Origin of the sequence: Rhodococcus jostii NBRC 16295 (genome assembly GCF_001894825.1) — a bacterium.
GTDB classification, from domain to species: domain Bacteria; phylum Actinomycetota; class Actinomycetes; order Mycobacteriales; family Mycobacteriaceae; genus Rhodococcus_F; species Rhodococcus_F jostii.
Map to the genome: position 1 here is coordinate 1 of NZ_BCWY01000030.1, position 21805 is coordinate 21805.

The window sequence follows — 21805 nt, forward strand, 5'->3', positions numbered from 1 at the left end:
GGTCAGTTCCAGGGGAAGACGTCCCGTCGCGCCCGACGCGGAGGAAGCCGCCGACCGAGGTCGGCCGGACACGGGTTGTGCGTCGACGCTTGCCGATCCTGGGCTGGCGTGCAGGGCCATCTCGTCGACCGGAAAGCCATGATCGAGTTGGAGTCGTCGCAGTTCGTCCCCGAAGTCGGCGGCGGTAGCCGGGCGCTGATCCGGGGTTCGGGACATTGCCCGTGCGATCACCGCGGACACGTCGTCGGGGATCCCGTGCTCACGCAGATCGGGCACCTCGTGCGTCGTGATGCGCAGGAACTGCGCGACGACCTGCTCACCGCTGCGACGTTCGAACGCGGCATGGCCGGTGAGAGCACTGAACAGGGTGGCACCGAGTCCGTAGACGTCGGCGGGAGGAGTCGGTGCGTCACCTCCGAGCACCTCCGGCGCGGTGTAGGCCGGCGAACCCGGCACGGTCCCGGTGGCGGTCTCGAAGCCGCCGCTGACGTGCGCGATGCCGAAATCGGTCAACGCCGGTTCTCCGTAGTCGGTGAGCAGGATGTTCGCGGGTTTCACGTCGCGATGCAGGATGCCGAGCCGGTGCGCCGACTCCACCGCGCCCGCGATCTTCACCCCGAGGCGCAGCGCTTTCTCCACTGACAGCGGACCGCGGCGGCGGATCCGCACGTCGAGCGAACCCAGCGAGTGGTAGGGCATCACGATGTACGGAAGTCCGCTGTCGGTGGCACCGACCTGAAGGACGCCCACGATGTTCGGGTGCCCGGTGAGCCGCCCCATCGCCCGCTGCTCCCGGAAGAACCGTGCCCGATTCTCCTCGTCGAGTTCGACGGTCAGTACCTTCACCGCCACTGTGCGATCGAGCGCTGCCTGTGTGCAGCGGTAGACCACGCCGAACCCGCCGCGCCCGATCTCATGGGCGTCATCGAAACCGGCCTCGCTCAGCTCCGACGCCACGGCGGGGACGACGTACCGCTGCGTGTCACGCGGATCTCCTTCACCCATCGAACGGTCTACTCACTCCGTCGGCTCGTGGTTCCTGCGCACTGGTCCCGACGGCACGACCAGCGCAAAAACAACCGTGAACTCGCCTCTCGATAGCGTGCACTCAAGGATATAGCCGCACAACCTGCGTACGGCAGCGTGCGAGGCTCCCCGATTCTTCCGAAGGAGGCCGCCCCGATCGGCGATCCGACCGGATAGCGCCCGACCCACAACTGGCCGTTTTGCGAATAGTGATGTACAGCAATATGTTCCGCGAGTTGAGTTCGAGCCTGTCCGGGTTCGTGCTGCATCGTGTCAACCCCGACTGAAACCAGACGGTTCTCCTCAGCTCACAGTCCGTCGACAACCGACTCGACAACGGTGGCACACATCTCTGGCCGCCCACCCGATTTCGCGAGCACGCTGAGACCGATCACCGTGGCGAGCAGTTGACGAGCTGCACCGTCGGCAGACTTGCCCCCGTCGAACTCCCCGGACTCCTGCCCCTGCACGATTGCGTGCCGGAAGATCGTTTCGATCCCGGTGAACAACTCGTCCGCGATGCGGTTCACCTCGTCGTCGACGGTACCGAGCTCTGCCGCAGCATTGACCATGACGCAACCTCGCCGGTGCTCGCCGACCCCGGCGAGGACAGCCATCGCCATCGCGAGGCGGGGCCGTGACGGGCCGGGCGCGGCGAAGAGATCGGTGAGGTACTCGAGTCGCATCTCGCTGTATCGCCGAAGCGCTCGCAGGAACAAGGCGTGCTTGCTCCCGAACGTGTTGTACAGGCTTCCTTTGCCGATCCCCATCTCGCCGGCGAGTTCCTGGGGGGTTGTCGCGGCGTATCCCTGGAGCCAGAACAGGTCCATCGCCTTGTCGACGGCCACGTCCGCCCTGAAGCCCATCGGCCTACCCACCGGAGTAGGGTAACCCACGATCATTCTTGACTTCAAGGTCAATAACTTGGTCGAATCACACCACCCGCAGATCTCCGCCCAGCCAGGAAGGCATTTCATTGTCTGCTCACACACAGAGCGTTACCGGGTCACGCGCACGCTCCCATCTCCCGCTGAACACCCTCGCGATCCCCTTGGGCCTCGCCGGACTGGCCCAGGCCTGGTCGGTCGCCACGACCGCGCTCGGCACCCCGTTCGCGCTTGCCCAGGCGTTCTGGCTGATCGCAGCGCTGGCCTGGATCTCGACAGCCACAGCGCACGTGCATCGCGCCAGGCGCGCCACCCACGGGATCTCGCAACAGTTCACTCATTTCGCCCACGGTCCGCTTGCGGCGTTACTTCCGATCTCCGCGATGCTGCTGGGAGCGAATCTGCACCGCACCATTCCACTTGCCGGAACAGTGCTGACCCTGTTCGCCATCATGGCCGCAGCCGGATTCGGCGCGTGGATGATGAGCTTCTGGATGAGCGGAGAGATGGCGCTCGAATCCGTGCACGGTGGCTACTACCTGCCCATCAGCGCAGCCGGTCTCGTGGGGGCGCTCGCCGCAGCCCAATCCGGTCTCGACTGGCTCGCTGCCGGATGCTTCGCGGTCGGCCTGTTCTTCTGGGTGGTGATCACCATGTTCCTCTTTCTCAGGCTCGCACTGCGCCCCACGATGCCAGCACCCCTGGTCCCGACGCTCGCAATCATGATCGCTCCGCCCGCAGTCGGCGCCGCAGCATGGCTGACCATCTCGGACGGGCATCCCGACGTCCTCTTCGAGGCGCTCACAGCAATCACGGCATTCATGGTCATGGTCCAGGTGCCCCTACTGACGCGCTACCGTGCCCTGCCGTTCTCGCACGGTTTCTGGTCATTCACCTTCCCCGTCGCGAGTGTCGTTGCTCTCACCATCACCTGGCTTCACCTCCTACAGCCGCTTGCCTGGCGAGCCATCACAATCGGACTGCTCGGCGCAGTGACGATCCTCGTGCTGCTGATTGCGACGAAATCCATCCTGGCTGTCCGCACAACCTCACGTCACTCCATGCAACGACGTCTCGACGCTTGACAGGCTTCGAACCAGATCACTATCGTTCGGTTCCATATATTGCATCGCGTTCATTATCATGAACCACTCGATACGCTGAACACTCGCCGCGAAGGACGAAAATTGATTCTCCTGGGGTACCGCGATCACAACGTCCACGAATTGCTGTGCCACGAGATCGCCGCACGAGCGGGGTACTACGACCGTCTGGGCATCGACGTGAAAGCCGTCGCCGGACCGGACCACCCCGAGGCGGCGCTATCCGCTGGGCTCGGCGGCTCGCTGATCGAAACACTGCGCGGACAACGCCGATGGAAAGTCGCACTCGTCCACACCCTTCACCCGCTGTTCTGGGTCTGGACAAAGATGCGGAAGCAGTCGGCAGGGCCAACCGTCCTGGCCGGCCATCCCGAAGGATCGATCGTCTGTGCACTCACCCAGAGGGTGATCAATACCCACTGGACACGAGACGAAGGCCCGACGCTCCTGCACTTCCCTGCAGGAAGCGCCGGCGATCATCAACGATTGGAGGCACTGAGATCCGGAGCAGCCGACGCCGCCGTCCTGGGCTCCACCTTCGCCCCCACCGCCCTGTCACGGCACGGGCTCACCGATTCGTTGTTCTTCGGCACCGCCCTGAAGTTCCCCACCGCAGGCATCGCAGTGGACGTGGAAAGAATCAGCCTCGACCACCCGTCGATACAGAAGATCGTTGCCGCACACACGGCAGCAATCACCCATATCAAGAGCCGAGACCCCGTCGCACTCGACGCCGTCGCATCACTGCTACACGACAGCACCCGCACAGACGCACAGCTCCTCCTGACGAACTACCTGTCGCCCCAGTACGGCCCCGACCCACACGATGTCCACACCACCGGCGCGGATGCGCTCGAATGGTTGACGGGCGCACTTCGCACCGGCGGACACACCAGCACAGACTTCTACGAGGCGGTCCGGTGACGCCATCTCGACGCGAACAACTGGTCATATACGCACGGCCCGGCACCCACGGCACAACCGTCATCGCACGCAGACACGAATTGACCATCGACGAAGCCCCCCGCTACGGCGGCCACGACTCCGGCGCCAACCCGGTCGAACATCTCCTCGCCGGCATCGCCGCCGCCTCGCTGGTAGTACTCCGACTACTCGGCGAGGACGCGATAGCCGAGTCAGCCGCACTCACCGTGTCCGCCAGATTGAACGTCGACCGCGTCATGGGAACCGACGACAGCGCCACCATCGAACTGATCGATCTCGACTGGGAAGTCGCGAACACCACACACGCCGAACGCTTACGCGCCGCACTCCCCCACCTCGCGAATCGCCGACCCGGACAAGCACTCATCGATGCCGCCTCCGCACACACCGAAAAGGTGTCCATCCGCGAATCCGCGCCTGCGGACGAGTAGCTGCAACCCTGAGGCAGCTACACGTAGCGCCCTCCGACGGCTTGGCCGAACACTCACCAGATGTCCGGTTGAAATAGTTGGAGATTAACACTTTTCGTCGCCGCCGGATCCTGCCAGGACACTGCCAGGTTCGTGCCAGCGGAGAGCCAGGATGCGGGCCTGCACTGGAGGTGCGCCCCATACGGGATCGCCGGCTCTCCGCTCGCAGGAGGCTGCGGGTGAAGGGATCGACCATGACCGAACAGTGCACACCGATTCGTCACACTCGACAGTTCTTGACGAAGATCGATGTCACTTGGGCGAGGGCCCGATGAGACCTGCACTCCAACATGATTCGCTCGACAGTCTCGCCACAGCGGTGGCAAGCGGAAACAAGACTGCAGTGGTCAGGCTGTCCGCGGCTGTGCGGCCGATGGTGGTACGACGGTGCCGCGCCGAGCTTGTTCCCGGAGTCGCGGACATGGTCGCAGAGGTTGCGTGCACGTCGGTCCTGAGGGCACTCCCGGACCGCACCGAGCCGGGCGAGCCGTTCCTGCACTTCCTGTACACGACGACCACGCACCTGATTGCACGGATTCCCATTGCGGACCGCCACGGTCCGGCATCCACACGCCTTGCTGCACTACCTGCACCCGAACGTGACGTTCTGACCCTGCGGTTGATCGTCGGACTCGACACCGAAGACACTGCGACCTCACTCGGTCGCACACCCGGTGAAGTACTTCACGACCAGCACCGGGCACTGCAGACATTGCGCGGGTCCCTCGCCGGGCAGCGGGCAGGATCGCTCGCCCCAGAAGGAGAAACCGTACGTTCCCAGCGGGAGTCCGTAGACACTGTTCGGCGTCAGATCCGGTGGTGCACCACGCCGTGATGGCCGCCTCCATGGATGATGACCGCGACGGCGACGAGGGCGTAGAGGATTCCGAACAGGATCAGGAGGGCGCCGAAGATCCACAGCGACAGTTGACCGAGTCTGCGGACCCGGTCCGACGCGTCCTGCGCGCGCCCTCGACGTCGCCGCTTGCCCACAGCGGATACACGTTGAACGCGTGAGTGAATGCGGAGAAGGCCAGCGGCCAGAAGAACAGTAGGGACGCCACTGCCCATCCGGCGTTGGCGGCCGGCCGTGGAAGTGACCTGGCCGGCGCATCCGGAGTGCTGGTGGCGTTGGTGGGTGGTGTCGGGTCCGAGGGAATCGGATCGGTGGCGGAGGACGACATTGCAGCGCTCCTGGGAATGATTCGATGCCGGAAATTCACACGCCACCGACCGATCCGGGGGAACAATCATTCAGTGAGTCCCCTGAGACGGATCGGCCGAGCGCTCCTCGCGTTCGCGCTGGTTGTCGTCATCGGAACGGTCGGCTACGTCATCCTCGGCTTCGGGCTTCTGGACGCGCTCTATCAGACCGTCACCACGATCACGACCGTGGGATTCCGCGAAGTACACGCGCTCACCGGCGTCGGACAGATGTTCACCATAATCCTGATCCTGGCGGGGGTCGGCACCGCGCTCTACATGTTCGGCGTCCTCCTCGAGGCGCTCATCGAAGGCCATCTGCGCCACCTCATGGAAAGACGGCGAATGGATCGACGCATCAGCCGGATGACCGGCCACATCATCATCTGCGGGTGGGGGCGGGTGGGCACTGCGAGCGCGCAGTACCTCACCTCCCTCGGCCGTGAGATCGTCGTCATCGACCGCGATCCGGAGCGACTCCGGGAAGTTGCGCATCCCACCGTCATCGGAGACGTCACCGACGACCGCACCCTCGAAGCCGCCGGTATCGAGCACGCGCACGCGTTGATCTCCGCACTCGACACCGATGCCGACAATGTCTACGTCACGCTGTCGAGCCGGGCGCTACGTCCTGATCTCGTCATCATCGCCCGCGCCCGTAACGAGGGGTCGATGTCCAAACTGGTGCGCGCAGGGGCGAACAGGGTGGTCAACCCGCAGCTGATCGGCGGCCGCAGGATGGGATCGTTTGCACTGCAACCTCACGTGGCCGAGTTCTTCGACGTGGTGATGCACGACGAGAGTCTGGACTACCGGATGGAGGAGATCACGGTCGCGCCCACATCACGCTGGGTGGGGTGCACACTCGCGCAGATGCGACTCCAGGAGACGAGTGGTGCGTTGCTTCTCGCCCTGCGTGTTACTTCTGGACAGTTCGTCGCGAATCCCGCACCCACTCTGACCCTCGAGTCCGGAACGATCCTGATAGCTCTCGGCACACCTGACGAACTCGAGGCGGTACGGCACCATGTCAACCAGTAATGCCCCGAACTGAGCGGCGTGCCGACAACACTTTTGCCAAATATTGACCGATTGCTTGGCATTCCTTTGCGATTGGTGAAGCACATCGCGCAGACGACCGATGAGTTTCGCTCCGGCGCGTGGTCAACCTATTCAAGAGATCTTCCAGAGGAAGGATGACCATGGGCGAGATGACCAAGCCCGACATCATCGACGTGGCGACGATCGGCGTACCCGTGACTGACCAGGACCGAGCGATCGCGTTCTACGTTCACCAGCTGGGCTTCGAGAAACGCCTGGATGTGCCCCTCGAGCAACTCGGCGGCCGGTGGATCGTCGTCGCACCGCCCGGCGCCACGACGACGATCGCACTCATCCCCGCGAGCGATGCCATCCCCGCGGGTGTCGAGACCGGCATCCGTCTGACGACGCGTGATGCCGCCGCCCTCCAGACGGAATTGGGTGCGCGCGGTGTCGATGTCGGTGAACTACTCCTCTGGGACGGCGTCCCACCGATGTTCACCTTCCGCGATCAGGACGGCAACGGCTTCGAGGCCGTCGAATAGGCATCCACCCGGCCATCGCACTGGAAGGACACAACAATGCCGCACACTTCGTCTGCCCGCACACCGTCTGCCGGCACACCGGGCCCGTTGGACAGATCGTTCACCGCCACGTTGATCCAAGGCTCCCAGAAGGGGGCTTGGACGTACGTGGTGATGCCGGACTCCGCCGCCTACTTCGGAACCCGCGGCCTGGTCAAGATCCGCGGAACGATCGACGGCCACCCGTTCCGAAGTTCGTTCATGGCCCTCGGCGACGGCACCCACAAGCTTGCCGTCAAGGCCGACACCCGCAAGGCCATCGGAAAGGGCCCCGGTGACACCGTCACCATCCACCTCACCGAACGCATCGAATGACCCGTCCAATCCGTTCTTCCACCCCGGTCCTGCGGTCCGTCGTAGCGTGGGACTGTCACCGACCTTCCAGCCACTGACGCGAGGACCGAAGATGATCGATCTCGAACCCGCCACCGACGTGATGGCCGCCCTCGTCGCCGGTGTGAGCGACGAGCAACTCAGCGCACCGACCCCGTGCCCGGAGCTCACCGTCGGCGATCTTCTCGACCACGTCGACGGACTGTCGGTGGCATTCGCCGCTGCTGCAACGAAGGCACCGCTGGACGGGGGCAGCCAGCCTCCGTCCGCCGACGCCGCCCGCCTGGGCACCGACTGGCGAATACGAATCCCGCACCGACTGGCAGAGTTGGCCGGTGCCTGGCGTGAGGACACGGCATGGCATGGGATGACCCAGGCCGGTGGGCTCGACATGCCCGCAGATGTCGCAGGCGTCGTCGCCGTCGACGAGATCGTCGTGCACGGCTGGGACCTCGCCGTCGCCACCGGACAGAACTTCAGTTGCGCGCCGGAACTGCTCACGGCCGCGTACGAGTTCGTGAAAGCGTCCGCCGACGAGAACCCCCACGGCACACCGGGCCTGTTCGGACCGCCGGTGGCGGTTCCGGAGTCCGCGCCACTGGTCGAGCGACTGATCGGCCTGAGCGGCCGCGATCCCCGATGGGTTCCGACCGCGGGATAACTACTGCACCAACATGTCCCCGAATGAATGGCGTATTCCCCGCGCTGCTCCGGCCACGACAGTCAGGTCCTGAGTTCACGTGGACGAGCGAACACATCCACCAGGGCACCGTTGCGCCACACCGTGATCTCGATCTGCCGGTCGATCGCGTCCTCGACCATCAACCGCTGAACCGCGGTCGTCGTCACGATCGGCTCGCCGTCGAGTTCGACCATGATGTCGCCCCGCTGCAGTCCCGCCTCGGCGGCCGGGCTGCCCCGGGAGATGCCGGCCACCTGCAACCCGGTCTTCGACCCGATCCGCGCCCGCAGCTTCGGAGGCAACGGGACCTGCATCCCCGCGATCCCCAACCAGGCCCGACGCACCCGCCCGGTCGATATCAACGCGGCGATGATCTGCCTGGTCGTCGAGTTGATCGGTACCGCCAGACCCACCCCGATCCCGGCGACAGCGGTGTTCACCCCAACCAGCCGACCCGCGCTGTCGGCCAACGCGCCACCGCTGTTCCCCGGATTCAGCGCTGCATCGGTCTGGATCACCTCATCGATCACCCGTCCCGACTCCGTCGGCAACGAACGCCCCAACGCAGACACGATGCCCGCCGTCACGCTGCCCGCCAGACCGAGCGGAGTCCCCAGCGCAACGACCAGCTGTCCCACCCGCAGCAACGCGGCATCACCGAGTTCCACCGGAGTCGGAACATCGCCTCGGGCGCGCAGGACGGCCAGATCGGACAACGGGTCGCGCCCCACCACGTCGGTGCGAACCGTGGTCCCATCCGTGAACGCCGCCTCCGCCTCACTCGCACCGGCAACAACGTGCGCACTCGTCAACAGGAGCCGGTCCTCGGTGATCACCGTCGCACTTCCCGATCCGCTCCCCCGCGACGTGCGCACAACGAGGCTGGCCACGCTCGGCAACACGGCATCGGCGACCGAAATCACCGTCCTCGAGTACCCGTCCAACTCATCCAGCTCACCCATACCCACTACAGCGCCGACCGACCACCATCTATGCCGCTGTTCGCTCCCAGCTGACGATCCGCCGGTGTCGGCCCGAAACGCTCCGCACGTTTCGTCCACGAGGGCTAACATCCCCGATCGTGACAACACTGCGCGGCGTGCCGATGACATTTTTGCGTATTAATTACCAATTACTGCGTATCCCTTTGCAATTGGTGGAGCACATCGCGATCACGCAACTCGATGAGCAGGCACCGACGCGCCTCGCCTACGAGCGATTGCTGATTCAGTGTGATCGAGCAGCCGCCTACCTTCTGGGCGACGAGAACGCCGACGGCCGTGCGGCGGAACTGCACCGACATACGGCCGCCGTCCGGGTCGAAATCGCCCGTCGACAACAGCGCGTGGATGCCACGAACGCGACGCTCCTCGATCTCCAGCGTGCACGATTTCACCAGCGCCGCCAAGCCCGAAGAGGCACCGACCCGGCATGAACGTCCTCGAGTGACGGGGACAGGCTGACCGCTGCTTTACCGGTGCCCGAAAGGCAAGGTGGGGCGTTGAGCCTGTTCAGCCGCAAGCAGAGGTCGATCCGTGGCATTGTAAATACGGGCTGCTATCCAACCGTGAGTGTGGCGATGTTCGGCGCCGGCTCTACTCGGCTGGGCGACGTCCCGAAGTTCGTTGCAGAAGGCATGATCCGCAATCACTCGACGGGAGTTCAGCACATGGCAACGCACACCCACCTCGGGCACATCTTCCACATCGCCGGCGCGCCGAAAGTGACCGAAGCCGCGGCCGCACTGGTATCGATCCCCGACGGCGCCCTCGTGCTCGACGACAGCGGGCGAATCGCGTTCTGCGGTGACCGAACCGAGATCCCGTCGGAATACGAGTCCGGCACTGTGCACGACCACCGGCCCGGTTTCCTGCTGCCGGGGTTCGTCGACACCCACATCCACTTCCCACAGACCTACGCCGGCGATTCGTACGGCGGCGGCCAGCTGCTGGAGTGGCTGACCCTCTGCATGTTCCCGTCGGAGACGAAGTTCGCCGACCCGGAGTTCGCGCAGCAGGCCGCCGTCGAGTTCACCAACCGGCGCATCGCGGCGGGCACCACGGCCGCCATGGTGTTCGGGTCGGCGTTCCCGCATGCACAGGACGCGTTGTTCACGGAGACGAAGAAGGCCGGTCTGCGGATCGTCAGCGGTCGTGGAATTCAGACCGTCGGTGGCGAGACCGCTGAGCCGCTGATGACGTCCGAAGAAGACGCCATCCGGCTCACCCGCGAAGAGATCGAGAAATGGCACGGCGCCGACACCGGCGATGTCGACACCGCATTGCTGCACGTCGCGATCATTCCGCGGTTCTCGTTGTCGGTGACGCCCGAGACTCTGAAGAACCTCGGGGAACTCTACGAGGAGGTGCGGGACCGCGGGGTCTACGTGCACTCCCACCTCAACGAGAACAATCGCCCTGGCACCGGCGAGGTCGACTCCACCAAACAGACCTATCAGGTGAACTCCTACCTGGACACCTACGACGGGAAGTTCCTGCCCGGCTCGGAAGTCGGCGGCAAGAGCCTGCTGGGCCGACGCACCATCCTCGCGCACTGCGTGCACTGTCAGGATGTCGAGCTCGAACGGATGGCCGAGACCGGTACGTCCGTCTCGCACTGCCCGATCTCGCAGCTGTTCCTGGGATCCGGAACGATGCCGTGGAAGCGCACCGTCGCCTCGGGCGTCAACATCTCGGTGGGAACCGATTTCGGCGGCGGCGACGAGTGGTTGATCCCACGAGTGCTCGGCGACGCGTTCAAGGTGCACATCACCGAATCCGGTGACGACGGGGTGTCGATGCATCCAGCCGAGATGCTGTTCGTCGGTACCCTCGGCGGCGCCAGGGCCCTCGACATGGAGAACCGGTTCGGCAATTTCGACGTCGGTAAGGAAGCCGACTTCGTCGTCGTCGATCCGTCCGGCACGCCGGCGCTTGCCGGACTGCTGCCCAACGCCGTTCGTGCCGCCGATCCCGACCTGGCGCGCGATCAGACTCTGTTCGCGCTGCTGATGGGGATACGCGATACGTCGATTGCCGAGGTTTACGTCGCGGGTCGCCGAGCCGAGGCGTCCTAGACGACGGCCACGGCGGTCCGGCACAGGTCTTCGAGACCTGTTGCCCGGCGCCGTGGCCGACTCGCAAACAACTGCGCGTCAGCCCTGGGGGTTCACCGACGAATGATGGTTGGCGATGAGCCAATTTCCATTTTCATACCGATAGACCCACGTTACCCGGGCCTCCACGTCCTGACCGTTGGCATTGATGACCCAGCGGCCCACGTTGTATGCGAGGTTGCACTCCGAATACTTGAAGCTTTCCTCCATCCGGCTCGTGGGATTCGTCTTGATCAGGTTGACGAAATACTCCGTTATCTCCTCCGGAGTGTCGGCGATCGGTACCGAAAGAGTCGGCAGCAGAACGGCGTCCGACCGGTACAGAGCGGCTACCTTGCTCGCGTCCCCGGATTGCAGCGCATCATCCCATTTCGTAAAGAGCGCATCCAGCTCGCTGTCGGTCGCGCGGACGCAATTGTCGTCATCTGCCGCGGAATTGGCAGACGAACACGAGACCGCGGAAACTGCCAACGCGATAATCGCAAAACCCAAGCCGAACGGTTTGGCATTCATACCAACCTCCGCTGAGAAAGGTGCGTAAGGGACTGGCCCCACGAGCCAATAAAGCGTAACCCCGGGACCATGCGTTCCGGACTGAATCTCTCGGGAAGGCGAGGAGCAGGCCGATCACCTGGAATTGCGTGCATGACAGCGTATTACCGAATCCGCCGTGTACCGGCCTCGTTCACACACCCTGACAGGACTGGGATTTGTCATCACCCCAGTTCACAGCCCCGGCATACACCCCACGATCCGGTAACCCGGCCCGTATTCTCTTAGTCTGGAAGTGACAAATGCGCAGGAGGTCTCCCCCGTGGGTGGACGAGAAGTGCGCTGGGGAAACCCGGATATCAAGGAGCGAAACCATGCCGATGGCACCGTTCGACCCCATTACCGCGATCTACACTCCCGCACACGCCTGGATGTACGAGACCATCGTGGCACCGGCGGTCTACCACTCGCGCCACGTCATCGACGAGCATTTTCTGCCGCATCTCCCACCGAACTCCCACGTTCTGGACGTCGGATCGGGCGGAGCATTGTTCACGAAGTACATCGCTGACCAGCGTCCCGACGTGCACATCATCGGTCTCGATCTTTCGCAGCCCCAGATCAAGCGCGCGATCAAACGTATGCGTAACTACGGTGACCGTGTCCGCTTCGAAGTGGGCGACGCCACGGAACTCGACTTCGCAGACCAGACCTTCGACGGCGTGATCAGCTATGGCTCCATCAAACACTGGTCGTCGCGTGAGGCGGGACTCGCCGAGTGTATGCGCGTCCTCAAGCCGGGTGGCCCGCTGCTGATCACCGACGCGGACCGAAGCACGAGTTTCGAGGACGCCGAGAAGTTCGTCGAGAACTACAAGGTGCCGCGCTGCCTCGGAAGCATCAACCTCGCGATCTTCCACACCTGGATCGCCGGTCGCTCCATCGATCTCTCGGAGGCGCGGGATCTCGCGAGCCGACTCGATCTCGTCGACGAGAACGTGTCCCGCATTGCCGAGATGCCGCTCGTCATGATCTCTGGACGGCGGCCTGCGTGAACGGGGATCGTCCATTTGCGATCATCGACGTGGCGAACTCGAGGACCTCGACTGGCACGTCGTCGATCGAAGGTCAGCGCACGTCGATCCAGGCGCTCGATGCGATCGATGCCGTGATGGCGTCGAGGGTTTCGGCCGCGGCCACGGCGTCGGCGATCGTTGCGCCCTGGGGCTTTCCGTTGACGATCGAGGTGATGAAGTTGTTGCCCTCGATCACCTTGAGGTCGTCGTAGCTCATCGATGACGCGGAACCCGGCTGGAAGCGGGCGTACGCTCCGGCATCGGGGCCCACCCACACCGTCGTGATCGACTGGTCCTGGTATTTGCTCCCGAGGCTCGTGCCGAGTTCGTTCATCCGGCGGAAGTCCCAGTACACGGCGCCCTTGGTGCCGTGGATCTCGAATCCGTAATTGTTCTGCTCGCCGACGGCCACGCGGCTGGCGTCCAGCGTTACCCGCCCGCCCGAGGACAGGCGGACCAGTGCGCTGACGAAGTCGTCGTTCTCCACCGCGCCGTACTTACCGCCGGTGGCGCGGGCATGTCCGCTGGTGGCACCCGTCGGGATGGCACGCTGCGGGATGAAGATGGCCGTGTCGGCGACCACGGCGTCGATGTCTCCGAGCAGGTATCGGACCAGGTCGACGCCGTGCGAGGCAAGATCGCCGAGAACTCCCGACCCACCGCGTGCGTTCTCGTAACGCCAGCTCAGCGCACCGTCGGGATGCGCGGCGTAGTCGCTGAGGAACCGGAACCGCGAATGTGTGATGGTGCCCAGTTCGCCCGACGCGATGAGATCCCGCGCCATCGCGACGGCGGGTGCGTGGCGGTAGTTGAAACCGACGGTTGACTGGACGCCGGCCTTCTCGACTGCAGCAGCAACGGCTTTGGCGTCGTCGGACGACAGGCCGACCGGCTTCTCGATCCAGATGTGCTTTCCCGCCTCGGCCATCGCGACGCCGATCTCGCGGTGCAGGAAGTTGGGTGCGGTGATGCTGACCGCATCGATGTTCTCGTCGGCGGCGATGTCGCGCCAGTTCGTCAGCGCTGCGCCGAATCCGAACTGGGCCGCGGCTTCCTCGGCGCGTCCGGGTACCTCGTCGGCGACAGCGGCAAGCCGGATGGACGGCACTTCGGGGAAGTGCTGACGCTGACGCAGATACGCGTTCGTGTGCACTCGGCCCATCCAGCCGAATCCGGCGACCGATACTGCGATTTCGGTGGGGTTGACGTTGGTCAAGATCGACTCCGGAACTGATCGGCGCGGCAGGTGTCTTCACGACAGTGCTGCGCGCCGAGTGAGAAGTCAACCATTTGTGCTGACAAAGTATCTCTCGAGGTGATTTTGATGGCTTTCTGGTCCTTTCGGCTTCTCGACTCCCGGGCGTCGACGAGGTCGGGGAACGTGTCGGCGCCGTCGTGCCGATGCCGATCTACGTCTGGAACGACGCGAACGGGCATCGCTGTCGGGACGCCGTCTCCAGCCGTTCAGTGTCGACCCTCGAGCGGCAAGGGAGTGTGGGTAGGCAGCACGGACGTCTGTGCCGTCATCACAGATGAATCGTCCGGTTCACTGTGGATCGATCCTGCGTGCGACGACGATGCCGGGATCCATTGCCGTCGAGTGAGCGGTCGGCACGAACCGGCTTCGCCCTTGCGACATCGTCAAATGCCCTGCCGTCGGCGGAGGGTAGTGCGAGCCCAGGATCGTGGTACCGGCATCGGCATGCTCGGCGAGCAGCCGCCGCCTCGTTGCAGTCGACTGAACCGCATCGACGTCCGAGTCCTGCGCCCAGCCGGGCTCAGCCCACTGCACAGGATGCGAGGCACAATCACCGGTGATGAGTGCTCGCTGACCTTGCGAGCCGATGTGCACCGACACGTGGCCCCTCGTATGGCCCGGAGTCGACTCCAGCCACACGCTTTCACAGACGCGGTGGTCCAGCGGAACCGGATCGACCACGCCCGCCTCGATGAGGGTGTGCATCGACTCCCGCGAACACAGAGTGGGAATCTCGGCAGCGCGTTGCTCCTTCCAGGCGGCGAGCGCCGGTTCGGCGAACAGGTACCGCGCATTGGGGAAGGTCGGGATGACACTGCCTCCGTCCCGCATCGTGTTCCAGCCGACGTGATCGAAGTGCAGGTGCGTGCACACAACGACATCGACCGACTCACGTTCGAAGCCGACGGCGGCCAGACTATCGAGGAACTCCCGACCCGGCACAGCCATCGATGCCCACGCTTCCGGCGGCTCCCGCCCCGTGCAGGTGTCCACGACGATCCTCTTGCCGTCCGCTTCCACGAGGAACGATTGCACAGCCACGAGTAAGTTGCCTGACTCGTCCATGAAGTCGGGGTAGAGCCAGTCTCGGTGCCGTTCCAACTCCTGTGCACTGGGCACGGCGAGCAGGACATCGGCGGGGAAAGCGAATATCATCTCGACGATCGAGATGACCGCGACCTCACCGAACGTCCACCCTGACGAGTTCATGCCCTACCTTCCGCCTCCCCGTCGCCACCCATTTCGAACACGGGCATTCGTGGAAGACCCTGCCCCGAGCCGTCCCCCGAGGGGGAAGACTCGGGGCGGATTCGCTTGCGACTCTTCCCTCAGACCGCAAGCAACCGCTGGAAGAACTCGCGGTAGCGCTTCAGTGCGAGACGAAGATCCTCGGTGGAGCCCTCTTCGCCGCGGGCCCACTGCTCCTCGAGCCGCGAACGTGCCTCCGAGAAGCCGGTCGTCAGCCGGTCTACGACGTCCGACACGAGGCCGTCGGCCTTCTGGACACACTCTCGGGGATCATCGACGAAGCTCGACTGAACCTCGTCCCAGCGCAAGCGGAGAACCAAAAGCTCGTCCTCAGCGAAAAGAGACTGTCCAGCAGACGATTCGGCTTTCTCGGCCGGCGGTCGAGTCCCCTCAGCGGCAGGGACGGGGAGCTCGTCCGAGGGCCTCGTCGGCTCGGTCGAACCGGCGGTCTCGGTCGTACCCGTGGTCCCGGTCGAACCCGTGGTCCCGGTCGAACCCGTGGTCCCGGTCGAACCCGTGGTCCCGGTCGGTTCCAGCGTCGGGCTGGTGTTCTCGGGTTGCTGGTCCTGGGTTGTCATGCGCGCGTCTCCTTCGGCTTGTCTGTGTTCTCATCCGTCTCGAGCAATTTCTCGAAGAGCGCGCGGTAATGCACGAACGCCTCGCGCTGGTCCTCCGTGCCGACGTCGCCCCGCTCCTGCGACAGAAAGATGCTGTGCGCCGTCCGGTAGTTCTCGACAACCTTCGGGTGGTCTACCGAGATGTCAGCCGCCCGCTGATCGAAGTCGTCGATCGGGTAGCCGCGCTCACGCATCACGTGGATCACGAGCCGGTCCGCAGCGCCGACGGCGCTCGACGGATTGTCGACGAACTCGATCTGCACCGTCCGCCAGGAATCGGCAAACTTCGCCTGCGCTTCGGGCGACAACGGGACGATGTCGAGCTTCTCCCGCTTTCGTTCGCGCGCGGCGAGCTCGTCCTCCGCGGCGCTTTGTTCGCCGACCTGTCCGACCGTCCGGTCGTACTCGGGACCGAACCGTCCCTTCAGCCGTTCGGTCCTCTTTCGACTGCTCACCGAGCGGGCAACGATGACCGCCAGCACGGCGATCACCACGACCGCCGCGATCAAGATCCATCCCCAAACAGGCATCCTTCAGACCTCCTCGTCCCTCGATGGGATACCCCGATTGGCTCCTGCGGAAAACGGCAATTGCGCCGACGAGGACAGCGGAGGCACATTCGGTGGTACGCCCGGCTAACGTCCGCAACTCGCAGCCGTATATACCGCGTATGAATCCTTCAGTGAAGCGAGCCGCCGGCATGCTCGTCGCCGTTGCGGCCGCGCTCCTCGCGTTCGCGACACCCGCGCAGGCAGACTCCCCCGCCCCCGTCTACTTCCGCGTGGGCAACGTCCACTGCTCGATCGCACCCGACGACAGCGTGGGATGTGACCTGCCGCAACCGGTACCGATGGACTTCCCGATCCTCGGCGAGTTCGGGCTGCCGTGGCTGGGACCCGTCCAACACGTCGCTATCGATGTTCCCTGGCTCCCGGCACACCCCACCTATCCGTTCGGCACCCCGTTCACCCGGCCCGGTGGCAACCCCGACATCGCCGAGGTCGCCACCAGCCAGACCATGTACCAGAAGACGATCACCCGCGGGGGAACCACCTGCCTCGCAGGTTTCATGGGCGACGTCACCTGCACCACGAAGGGGCACAGCTTCGTCGTCACCGTGTACGGAATCCACGCCCACTGATCTCCCGTACCACCTGATGCGAGACGCACCTACCCCGCCCAGTCGACCCGGTCGGCCAGCGCGTGCAGAGAACGTTTCCTGCTCTCGTTCGATTCTGCGACCCAGGCGATGCGTCCGTAGACGTACTCACGGAAATGCGGTCTGCCGTCACGATTCTGCGATTCGGGCCCGAAGCGTACGCAATTGAAGAGCAGCGCTTTCAGGTCGTCGAAGTCGGCTCGCGCCGCCTGCGGGCGAGTGTTCACCACCAACCCGGCCAGGTGCTGGCGTCGGTGCGCGCGCATGACCCGGGTCTTCGCCGGGTGCACGGAGAAGCCTTCGTCCGCCACGATCCGGCCGGCGAAGTGGATCAGTCGATCCACCGCGAGATCCGAGCCGGAGAACGCGAGGTCGTCGGCATACCTGGTGTACCCGGCGTGATGGGCCCGTGCGAGTCAACCTGCGATCGAGCCTGCGGGCGACGAGATTGGCCAGCGCCGGCGAGGTCGGGGCTCCCTGCGGTAGGTGCGCACCACGGAGCCGACTCGCCGCGTCGAAGGGAATCTGCGCGAGAACATCTGGTGGGGTGGACGTCGTGCAGAGGCCGGCGAGCACGCGTGCCGGGGCCGGATAGCCGAGGGCATCGAAAACCGCCCTCACCCTGGTCTGCGAGATCGAGGGAAAGAAAGCGCGGAGGTCGATACGCAGCACGCATTCGTGGCCCGCATGCGGTGCGGCGAAGGTGTGGACGCTGCGACCGCGGACGAATCCGTGCGCTGCGGCATGCGGCGGGACGCCGTCGAGTACAGACCGCAGGATCCGGCGCTGCACCTCTCGAATCCGTTCCTTCGGCGCTTCGAGGAGGCGGTTGTCTGATCGGATCCGGTAACGGTAGTGCTGCAGCGGCGGCGCCTTCGTCCGCAGCCACCCGCCGGGATCTGCGAACCAATCGAGTTCGGCAGGGGTGAGGCCGACCGCCTCGGCGACCGACGAGGTGCGAGACCATCTCGGGACGTCGAACTTCCAGTCATTGCCCGATGCCTCGACGACCGGTTCCGGTTGCTCGATCTGTGGGAGCTCCGACAGCAGCCGGTAGACGCTGTCGACGCCGTCGATCGGTGGTGTGGGCATGAGGTCGTAGAGGCGTGTCGCGAGCCGGCCTGCGTCCGGCGCACCGGTTTCCTCGAAGCGGAGTATGAGGCCGGCCCTGGTCCACGCTCCGGTGGTCGCGACCACGGCGAGTCGGCGAGCGAGGGCCGGCTCCACCGCCCGACGTTCTGTCATGTGTGCGACGGTGCGAGGTGACCGATATCTGTCGTCTGCGGCGCGCCGAAGTACGCGGAGCATGCGGTCGCGCGTCGGACGGTGTCTCCGATGAACACTGTCGACCCAGGGGTTGCCCCTGACGTGGTCGCAGCCGGCGTACCGGCTACACCACTCTCACCTCTGCGCCGCCGCACTCCGTGAGAATGCCACACGCTCTCGGCCGTGCGGGGGCCTATCGGGTTGGATTGTCGAATCGAGCACCGCCTGCTAGTCGGGGCGCGGACTCGATCCGATCAGGGGGCGGCATTCGTCGGCTCGGGGCACAGAGCGACAACGTCGATTTCGACCAGGAAGTCACCGAGTTCCGATCCGACGGTTGTGCGCGCCGGGTACGGGTCCGAGACGAACCTCTGATAGGTCTCGTTGAAACCGTCGAAATCCCGTGCAGGATTCTGCAGGTGGACGGTGGCTTTGACCACGTGCGAGAAGTCCGAACCACACGATTCCAGTACGGCTGCAACGTTACGCATCGCCTGTTCGGTTTGTTCCTCGATGGTTGTGCCGACGAGTTCCCATGTTGTCGGGTGGTGGGGTGTCTGGCCTGCCGTGTACAGGACCCGGTGGGCAATGATCGCTTGCGAGTAGTGCCCGGCGGGGCTGGGTGCGTGTTCTGTGCTGACTCGTTGTCTGGTCACGTTTTCCTTGGTCTGGAGTCGGGTGAGATGGTCAGAGCACCTTCGAGAGGAACGCGCGGGTTCGTTCGTGTTGCGGGTTCCCGAGAACCGAGGACGGTGGGCCTGCCTCGACGACAACGCCCTGGTCCATGAAGACGATCTGGTCGCTGACCTCGCGGGCGAACCCCAGCTCGTGGGTGACTACGACCATGGTCATCCCTGCTTCCGCAAGGGACTTCATCACGTCCAGTACCTCGCCGACGAGTTCCGGGTCGAGCGCCGAGGTCGGTTCGTCGAAGAGCAGCAACTTGGGCTTCATCGCCAGTGCGCGGGCGATCGCGATCCGCTGTTGCTGTCCTCCGGAGAGCTCTCGCGGGTACGAGTGGCCTCGGTTCCCCAGCCCGACACGTTCGAGCAGTACGTGCGCCTCCGCTGTCACCTCGTCGCGGGGCCGGCCGAGAACATGAATCGGGGCTTCGACGATGTTCTCGAGAACCGTCATATGCGGAAACAGGTTGAAGCGCTGAAACACCATCCCGGCATTCAGGCGAGACTTTGCCGTCTGCCGTGGCTTCATTTCGTGTAGCCGGCCGTTGCGTTCGGAGTAACCGATCAATTCTCGGTCCACGTACAGGCGACCTGCGTCGACCTTCTCGAGATGATTGATGCATCGCAGGAAGGTTGTCTTCCCGGACCCGGACGGACCGATGAGGCAGGTGACCGAGCCGCGCTCGACACTGAGGTCGATGCCCTTGAGGATCTCGGTGGCGCCGAACTTCTTCCGGACCCCCTGCGCTTTCACCATGACGGTGTTCATTTCGTCCTTCTCAGTGCAAGTCGACGACGGGTGGGTGCTACGGACGCGGTGAAGCCCCGCGCGTAGTGGTTCTCGAGTTTGTCCTGGAAGAAACTCAGGATGGTGGTCATCAGGAGATACCACAGGCTCGCAACGATGAGCAGCGGAATCGTCTGGTAGTTCAACGAATAGATGATCTGCGTGGAGTACAGCAGATCGGAGATCGCGAGAACGCTGACGAGGGTTGTTCCCTTCAGCATCGAGATCACCTGGTTTCCCGTCGGCGGAAGCACCACACGCATCGCCTGGGGCAGAATGATCCGACGCATCAGCTGAGTTCTGTTCATTCCCAACGCCTGAGCCGCGTCGTACTGGCCGTTGTCCACCGATCCGATGCCGCCGCGGATGATCTCCGCCATGTACGCCGCTTCGTTCAGAGACAGTCCGAGGAGAGCGGCCCCGAGTGGCGTGATCAGTGTGTTGACGGAACCAGCCATGAATTCTGGTCCACCGAACGGGATTCCGATCGAGATCGTGGGGTACAGGGCGGCGATGTTGTACCAGAAGATCAGTTGAACGAGCAGGGGCGTTCCCCGGAAGAACCAGAGATAGCCCCGGCTGATCGAATTGACGATCGGGTTCTCCGACAGTCGCATCACCGCGAGTAGCGTACCGAGCGATATTCCCGCGGTCATCGACACTATCGTCAAGACGATCGTCAGAACTACACCGCGAAGTATCTCCGGCGCGAAGAGATAGGACGACACCACGCCCCAATGGAACCGGTCGTTCGTTGCCACGTTCCAGGTCACCGCCACTGCGACGACGAGCAGGAGAAGACCGAACGTCTGCCGCACAGGATGTTTGAGTGGCACGACCGAGATGGATGTTTCCGGTGACGTCGATACTGCCGACGCAGGAGGGAAGGCGTCTCGCGAAGCCAAGTGCTGCATTGTGGGTCTCCTTATTGCGCCGCGTTGACGCGAGCATCGGTGATCATCGCGGACTCCAGGCCGTATTTTCGGAGCACTTCCCCGTACGCGTCGCTGGAGACGACACAGTCGAGTGCAGCGGAAACGGCGTCGACGAGTGCGGGCTCCTTGGACACGCCTACCGCAACGGGGGTGTATTCGAATGTGTCCGATACCTCGACGGCGGGATTGTGCGCCGTGGCGTACTCGAGGATCGGAGAGTCCGCCAGGACGGCATCTTGCCGGCCACTGGTCAGCGCAGAGACCGCCTGACGCGTGTCCTGGAACTGGCCGATCCGGATCGGCGGCTTGCCGGCGGCAGCGCAGTCTCGGTTGTAGGCCGGAATATTGACAGTGAGTTGATACGAACCCGTGAGAACGCCGACTCTCCGACCGCAGAGGGTGTCCTTCGTGATGGGCTCCCCGCCCTTGGCGACGACGATGGCATTTCCCACCTGCATGTAGTCGACGAAGTCCATCACCGCCATCCGCTTGGTGGTGGGCGTCATCGAGGACACCGTCATGTCGTAGCGTCCGGCAGCGATCCCGGGAATGATGGAGTCGAAATTGACGACTTTGATGTCGACGTCGAGGTTCAGGGCCTTGCCGATGAGTCTCGCCACATCGGGGTTCGTTCCCGTCATGTACCGGGTGCCCTCCGAATAGAACTGGGTGGGTGGTTCATTGGCCGGGATCGCTACCCGCAATGTGTGCCGTGATGCCACGGAGTCGGGCAGTAACGCGACGGCCGCTTCGTCCATGCCGAGCGACGGCGAGCTGTCGCCCCCCGCGGGAGCGGAGGCCGGCGGGTCCGCAAATTCTTCGAGTCGACCGCACCCCATCGTGGAGAAGACGAGCGCAGCGAGTGCGCCTGCGCACACGAGTCGACGAGAGTGTC

27 protein-coding genes and 1 pseudogene are annotated in these 21805 nt (G+C 64.3%); 13 read left to right on the forward strand and 15 right to left on the reverse strand.

The window, feature by feature from the left end:
* Together RJ1_RS20055 and RJ1_RS20060 are read right to left on the reverse strand one after the other, a co-directional pair.
* A partial coding sequence (locus RJ1_RS20055) for a serine/threonine-protein kinase (RefSeq protein ID WP_143169558.1) occupies positions 1 to 1005 on the reverse strand: 1005 nt, incomplete at its 3' end.
* 329 nt (positions 1006 to 1334) lie between these two features.
* Positions 1335 to 1904, reverse strand: coding sequence for a TetR/AcrR family transcriptional regulator (locus RJ1_RS20060; protein WP_073363113.1), 570 nt, complete (start codon positions 1902 to 1904; stop codon positions 1335 to 1337).
* A 98-nt stretch (positions 1905 to 2002) separates the two neighbouring features.
* Here RJ1_RS20060 and RJ1_RS20065 point away from each other — a divergent pair, with 98 nt between their 5' ends.
* The 4 genes from RJ1_RS20065 to RJ1_RS20080 all read left to right on the forward strand — a co-directional run bounded on the left by RJ1_RS20065 (position 2003) and on the right by RJ1_RS20080 (position 5266).
* Positions 2003 to 2998 carry an SLAC1 family transporter gene (locus tag RJ1_RS20065; RefSeq protein WP_073363116.1) on the forward strand — a complete coding sequence of 332 codons (996 nt, stop codon included), beginning with the start codon at positions 2003 to 2005 and terminating at the stop codon, positions 2996 to 2998.
* A gap of 102 nt (positions 2999 to 3100) precedes the next feature.
* The gene (locus RJ1_RS20070) at positions 3101 to 3940 is read left to right on the forward strand and encodes a substrate-binding domain-containing protein (protein ID WP_073363119.1); all 840 of its coding nucleotides are present in this window, start codon (positions 3101 to 3103) and stop codon (positions 3938 to 3940) included.
* Positions 3937 to 4392, forward strand: coding sequence for an OsmC family protein (locus tag RJ1_RS20075; protein WP_073363122.1), 456 nt, complete (start codon positions 3937 to 3939; stop codon positions 4390 to 4392). Before RJ1_RS20070 ends, RJ1_RS20075 begins: the two co-directional genes overlap by 4 nt.
* Before the next feature lie 460 nt (positions 4393 to 4852).
* Entirely contained in the window at positions 4853 to 5266 is a 414-nt protein-coding gene (locus tag RJ1_RS20080) for a sigma factor-like helix-turn-helix DNA-binding protein (RefSeq protein WP_073363124.1), read from the forward strand.
* Here the strand turns inward: RJ1_RS20080 and RJ1_RS49320 are convergent.
* Positions 5239 to 5424, reverse strand: a complete 186-nt coding sequence (locus tag RJ1_RS49320) for a hypothetical protein (RefSeq protein ID WP_378381662.1) — start codon at positions 5422 to 5424, stop codon at positions 5239 to 5241. The two genes, RJ1_RS20080 and RJ1_RS49320, sit on opposite strands and share 28 nt — an antisense overlap.
* Before the next feature lie 23 nt (positions 5425 to 5447).
* Positions 5448 to 5615 (reverse strand): annotated as a pseudogene (locus tag RJ1_RS49325) (CD225/dispanin family protein); the annotation flags it as partial.
* 16 nt (positions 5616 to 5631) lie between these two features.
* On the opposite strand from RJ1_RS49325, the gene RJ1_RS20090 reads away from it, so the two are divergent.
* From RJ1_RS20090 to RJ1_RS20105, 4 genes are all read left to right on the forward strand, one after another.
* Positions 5632 to 6675, forward strand: coding sequence for a potassium channel family protein (locus tag RJ1_RS20090; RefSeq protein ID WP_073363127.1), 1044 nt, complete (start codon positions 5632 to 5634; stop codon positions 6673 to 6675).
* Between the two features lie 170 nt (positions 6676 to 6845).
* Positions 6846 to 7220: a VOC family protein gene (locus tag RJ1_RS20095; protein WP_143048875.1), complete on the forward strand. Its 375-nt coding sequence runs from the start codon at positions 6846 to 6848 to the stop codon at positions 7218 to 7220.
* Between the two features lie 36 nt (positions 7221 to 7256).
* The gene (locus RJ1_RS20100; protein WP_073363130.1) at positions 7257 to 7574 is read left to right on the forward strand and encodes a DUF1905 domain-containing protein; all 318 of its coding nucleotides are present in this window, start codon (positions 7257 to 7259) and stop codon (positions 7572 to 7574) included.
* A 91-nt stretch (positions 7575 to 7665) separates the two neighbouring features.
* Positions 7666 to 8253 (forward strand): TIGR03086 family metal-binding protein, encoded by a 588-nt coding sequence (locus tag RJ1_RS20105; RefSeq protein ID WP_073363132.1) that lies wholly within the window; start codon positions 7666 to 7668, stop codon positions 8251 to 8253.
* Positions 8254 to 8315: 62 nt separating this feature from the next.
* Here RJ1_RS20105 and RJ1_RS20110 read toward each other — a convergent pair whose 3' ends face one another.
* Positions 8316 to 9236 (reverse strand): S1C family serine protease, encoded by a 921-nt coding sequence (locus RJ1_RS20110; protein WP_073363135.1) that lies wholly within the window; start codon positions 9234 to 9236, stop codon positions 8316 to 8318.
* 143 nt (positions 9237 to 9379) lie between these two features.
* On the opposite strand from RJ1_RS20110, the gene RJ1_RS20115 reads away from it, so the two are divergent.
* Together RJ1_RS20115 and RJ1_RS20120 are read left to right on the forward strand one after the other, a co-directional pair.
* Positions 9380 to 9709 carry a hypothetical protein gene (locus tag RJ1_RS20115; RefSeq protein WP_073363137.1) on the forward strand — a complete coding sequence of 110 codons (330 nt, stop codon included), beginning with the start codon at positions 9380 to 9382 and terminating at the stop codon, positions 9707 to 9709.
* 234 nt (positions 9710 to 9943) lie between these two features.
* Positions 9944 to 11350: a guanine deaminase gene (locus RJ1_RS20120; protein WP_073363354.1), complete on the forward strand. Its 1407-nt coding sequence runs from the start codon at positions 9944 to 9946 to the stop codon at positions 11348 to 11350.
* Between the two features lie 78 nt (positions 11351 to 11428).
* On the opposite strand, the gene RJ1_RS20125 is transcribed toward RJ1_RS20120, so the two are convergent.
* Positions 11429 to 11902, reverse strand: a complete 474-nt coding sequence (locus RJ1_RS20125; protein ID WP_073363140.1) for a DUF4440 domain-containing protein — start codon at positions 11900 to 11902, stop codon at positions 11429 to 11431.
* Positions 11903 to 12255: 353 nt separating this feature from the next.
* On the opposite strand from RJ1_RS20125, the gene RJ1_RS20130 reads away from it, so the two are divergent.
* The gene (locus RJ1_RS20130; protein ID WP_073363143.1) at positions 12256 to 12936 is read left to right on the forward strand and encodes a class I SAM-dependent methyltransferase; all 681 of its coding nucleotides are present in this window, start codon (positions 12256 to 12258) and stop codon (positions 12934 to 12936) included.
* A gap of 73 nt (positions 12937 to 13009) precedes the next feature.
* On the opposite strand, the gene RJ1_RS20135 is transcribed toward RJ1_RS20130, so the two are convergent.
* From RJ1_RS20135 to RJ1_RS20150, 4 genes are all read right to left on the reverse strand, one after another.
* Positions 13010 to 14173: a Gfo/Idh/MocA family protein gene (locus tag RJ1_RS20135; protein WP_073363146.1), complete on the reverse strand. Its 1164-nt coding sequence runs from the start codon at positions 14171 to 14173 to the stop codon at positions 13010 to 13012.
* 330 nt (positions 14174 to 14503) lie between these two features.
* Positions 14504 to 15424: an MBL fold metallo-hydrolase gene (locus RJ1_RS20140; protein WP_073363148.1), complete on the reverse strand. Its 921-nt coding sequence runs from the start codon at positions 15422 to 15424 to the stop codon at positions 14504 to 14506.
* Between the two features lie 119 nt (positions 15425 to 15543).
* Positions 15544 to 16041, reverse strand: coding sequence for a hypothetical protein (locus tag RJ1_RS20145; RefSeq protein ID WP_073363150.1), 498 nt, complete (start codon positions 16039 to 16041; stop codon positions 15544 to 15546).
* A complete protein-coding gene (locus RJ1_RS20150; RefSeq protein WP_073363154.1) occupies positions 16038 to 16610 on the reverse strand; it encodes a hypothetical protein in 573 nt (190 codons plus the stop codon). Before RJ1_RS20150 ends, RJ1_RS20145 begins: the two co-directional genes overlap by 4 nt.
* A 140-nt stretch (positions 16611 to 16750) precedes the next feature.
* On the opposite strand from RJ1_RS20150, the gene RJ1_RS20155 reads away from it, so the two are divergent.
* Positions 16751 to 17221 (forward strand): hypothetical protein, encoded by a 471-nt coding sequence (locus RJ1_RS20155; RefSeq protein WP_240319724.1) that lies wholly within the window; start codon positions 16751 to 16753, stop codon positions 17219 to 17221.
* 29 nt (positions 17222 to 17250) lie between these two features.
* On the opposite strand, the gene RJ1_RS47810 is transcribed toward RJ1_RS20155, so the two are convergent.
* Complete coding sequence (locus tag RJ1_RS47810; RefSeq protein ID WP_240320046.1) at positions 17251 to 17583, reverse strand: RNA-dependent RNA polymerase family protein; 333 nt, start codon at positions 17581 to 17583, stop codon at positions 17251 to 17253.
* 361 nt (positions 17584 to 17944) lie between these two features.
* On the opposite strand from RJ1_RS47810, the gene RJ1_RS49485 reads away from it, so the two are divergent.
* Positions 17945 to 18076 (forward strand): hypothetical protein, encoded by a 132-nt coding sequence (locus RJ1_RS49485; RefSeq protein ID WP_465270208.1) that lies wholly within the window; start codon positions 17945 to 17947, stop codon positions 18074 to 18076.
* A gap of 683 nt (positions 18077 to 18759) precedes the next feature.
* Here RJ1_RS49485 and RJ1_RS20165 read toward each other — a convergent pair.
* The 4 genes from RJ1_RS20165 to RJ1_RS20180 form a co-directional block, all read right to left on the reverse strand.
* Positions 18760 to 19161, reverse strand: a complete 402-nt coding sequence (locus RJ1_RS20165; protein WP_073363159.1) for a RidA family protein — start codon at positions 19159 to 19161, stop codon at positions 18760 to 18762.
* 31 nt (positions 19162 to 19192) lie between these two features.
* Positions 19193 to 19957: an amino acid ABC transporter ATP-binding protein gene (locus tag RJ1_RS20170; RefSeq protein WP_073363161.1), complete on the reverse strand. Its 765-nt coding sequence runs from the start codon at positions 19955 to 19957 to the stop codon at positions 19193 to 19195.
* Positions 19954 to 20811, reverse strand: a complete 858-nt coding sequence (locus RJ1_RS20175) for an amino acid ABC transporter permease (RefSeq protein WP_240319725.1) — start codon at positions 20809 to 20811, stop codon at positions 19954 to 19956. The genes RJ1_RS20170 and RJ1_RS20175 overlap by 4 nt, the downstream gene beginning before the upstream one ends.
* An 89-nt stretch (positions 20812 to 20900) precedes the next feature.
* Positions 20901 to 21788, reverse strand: a complete 888-nt coding sequence (locus tag RJ1_RS20180) for a transporter substrate-binding domain-containing protein (protein WP_240319726.1) — start codon at positions 21786 to 21788, stop codon at positions 20901 to 20903.
* Positions 21789 to 21805 lie beyond the last annotated feature (17 nt).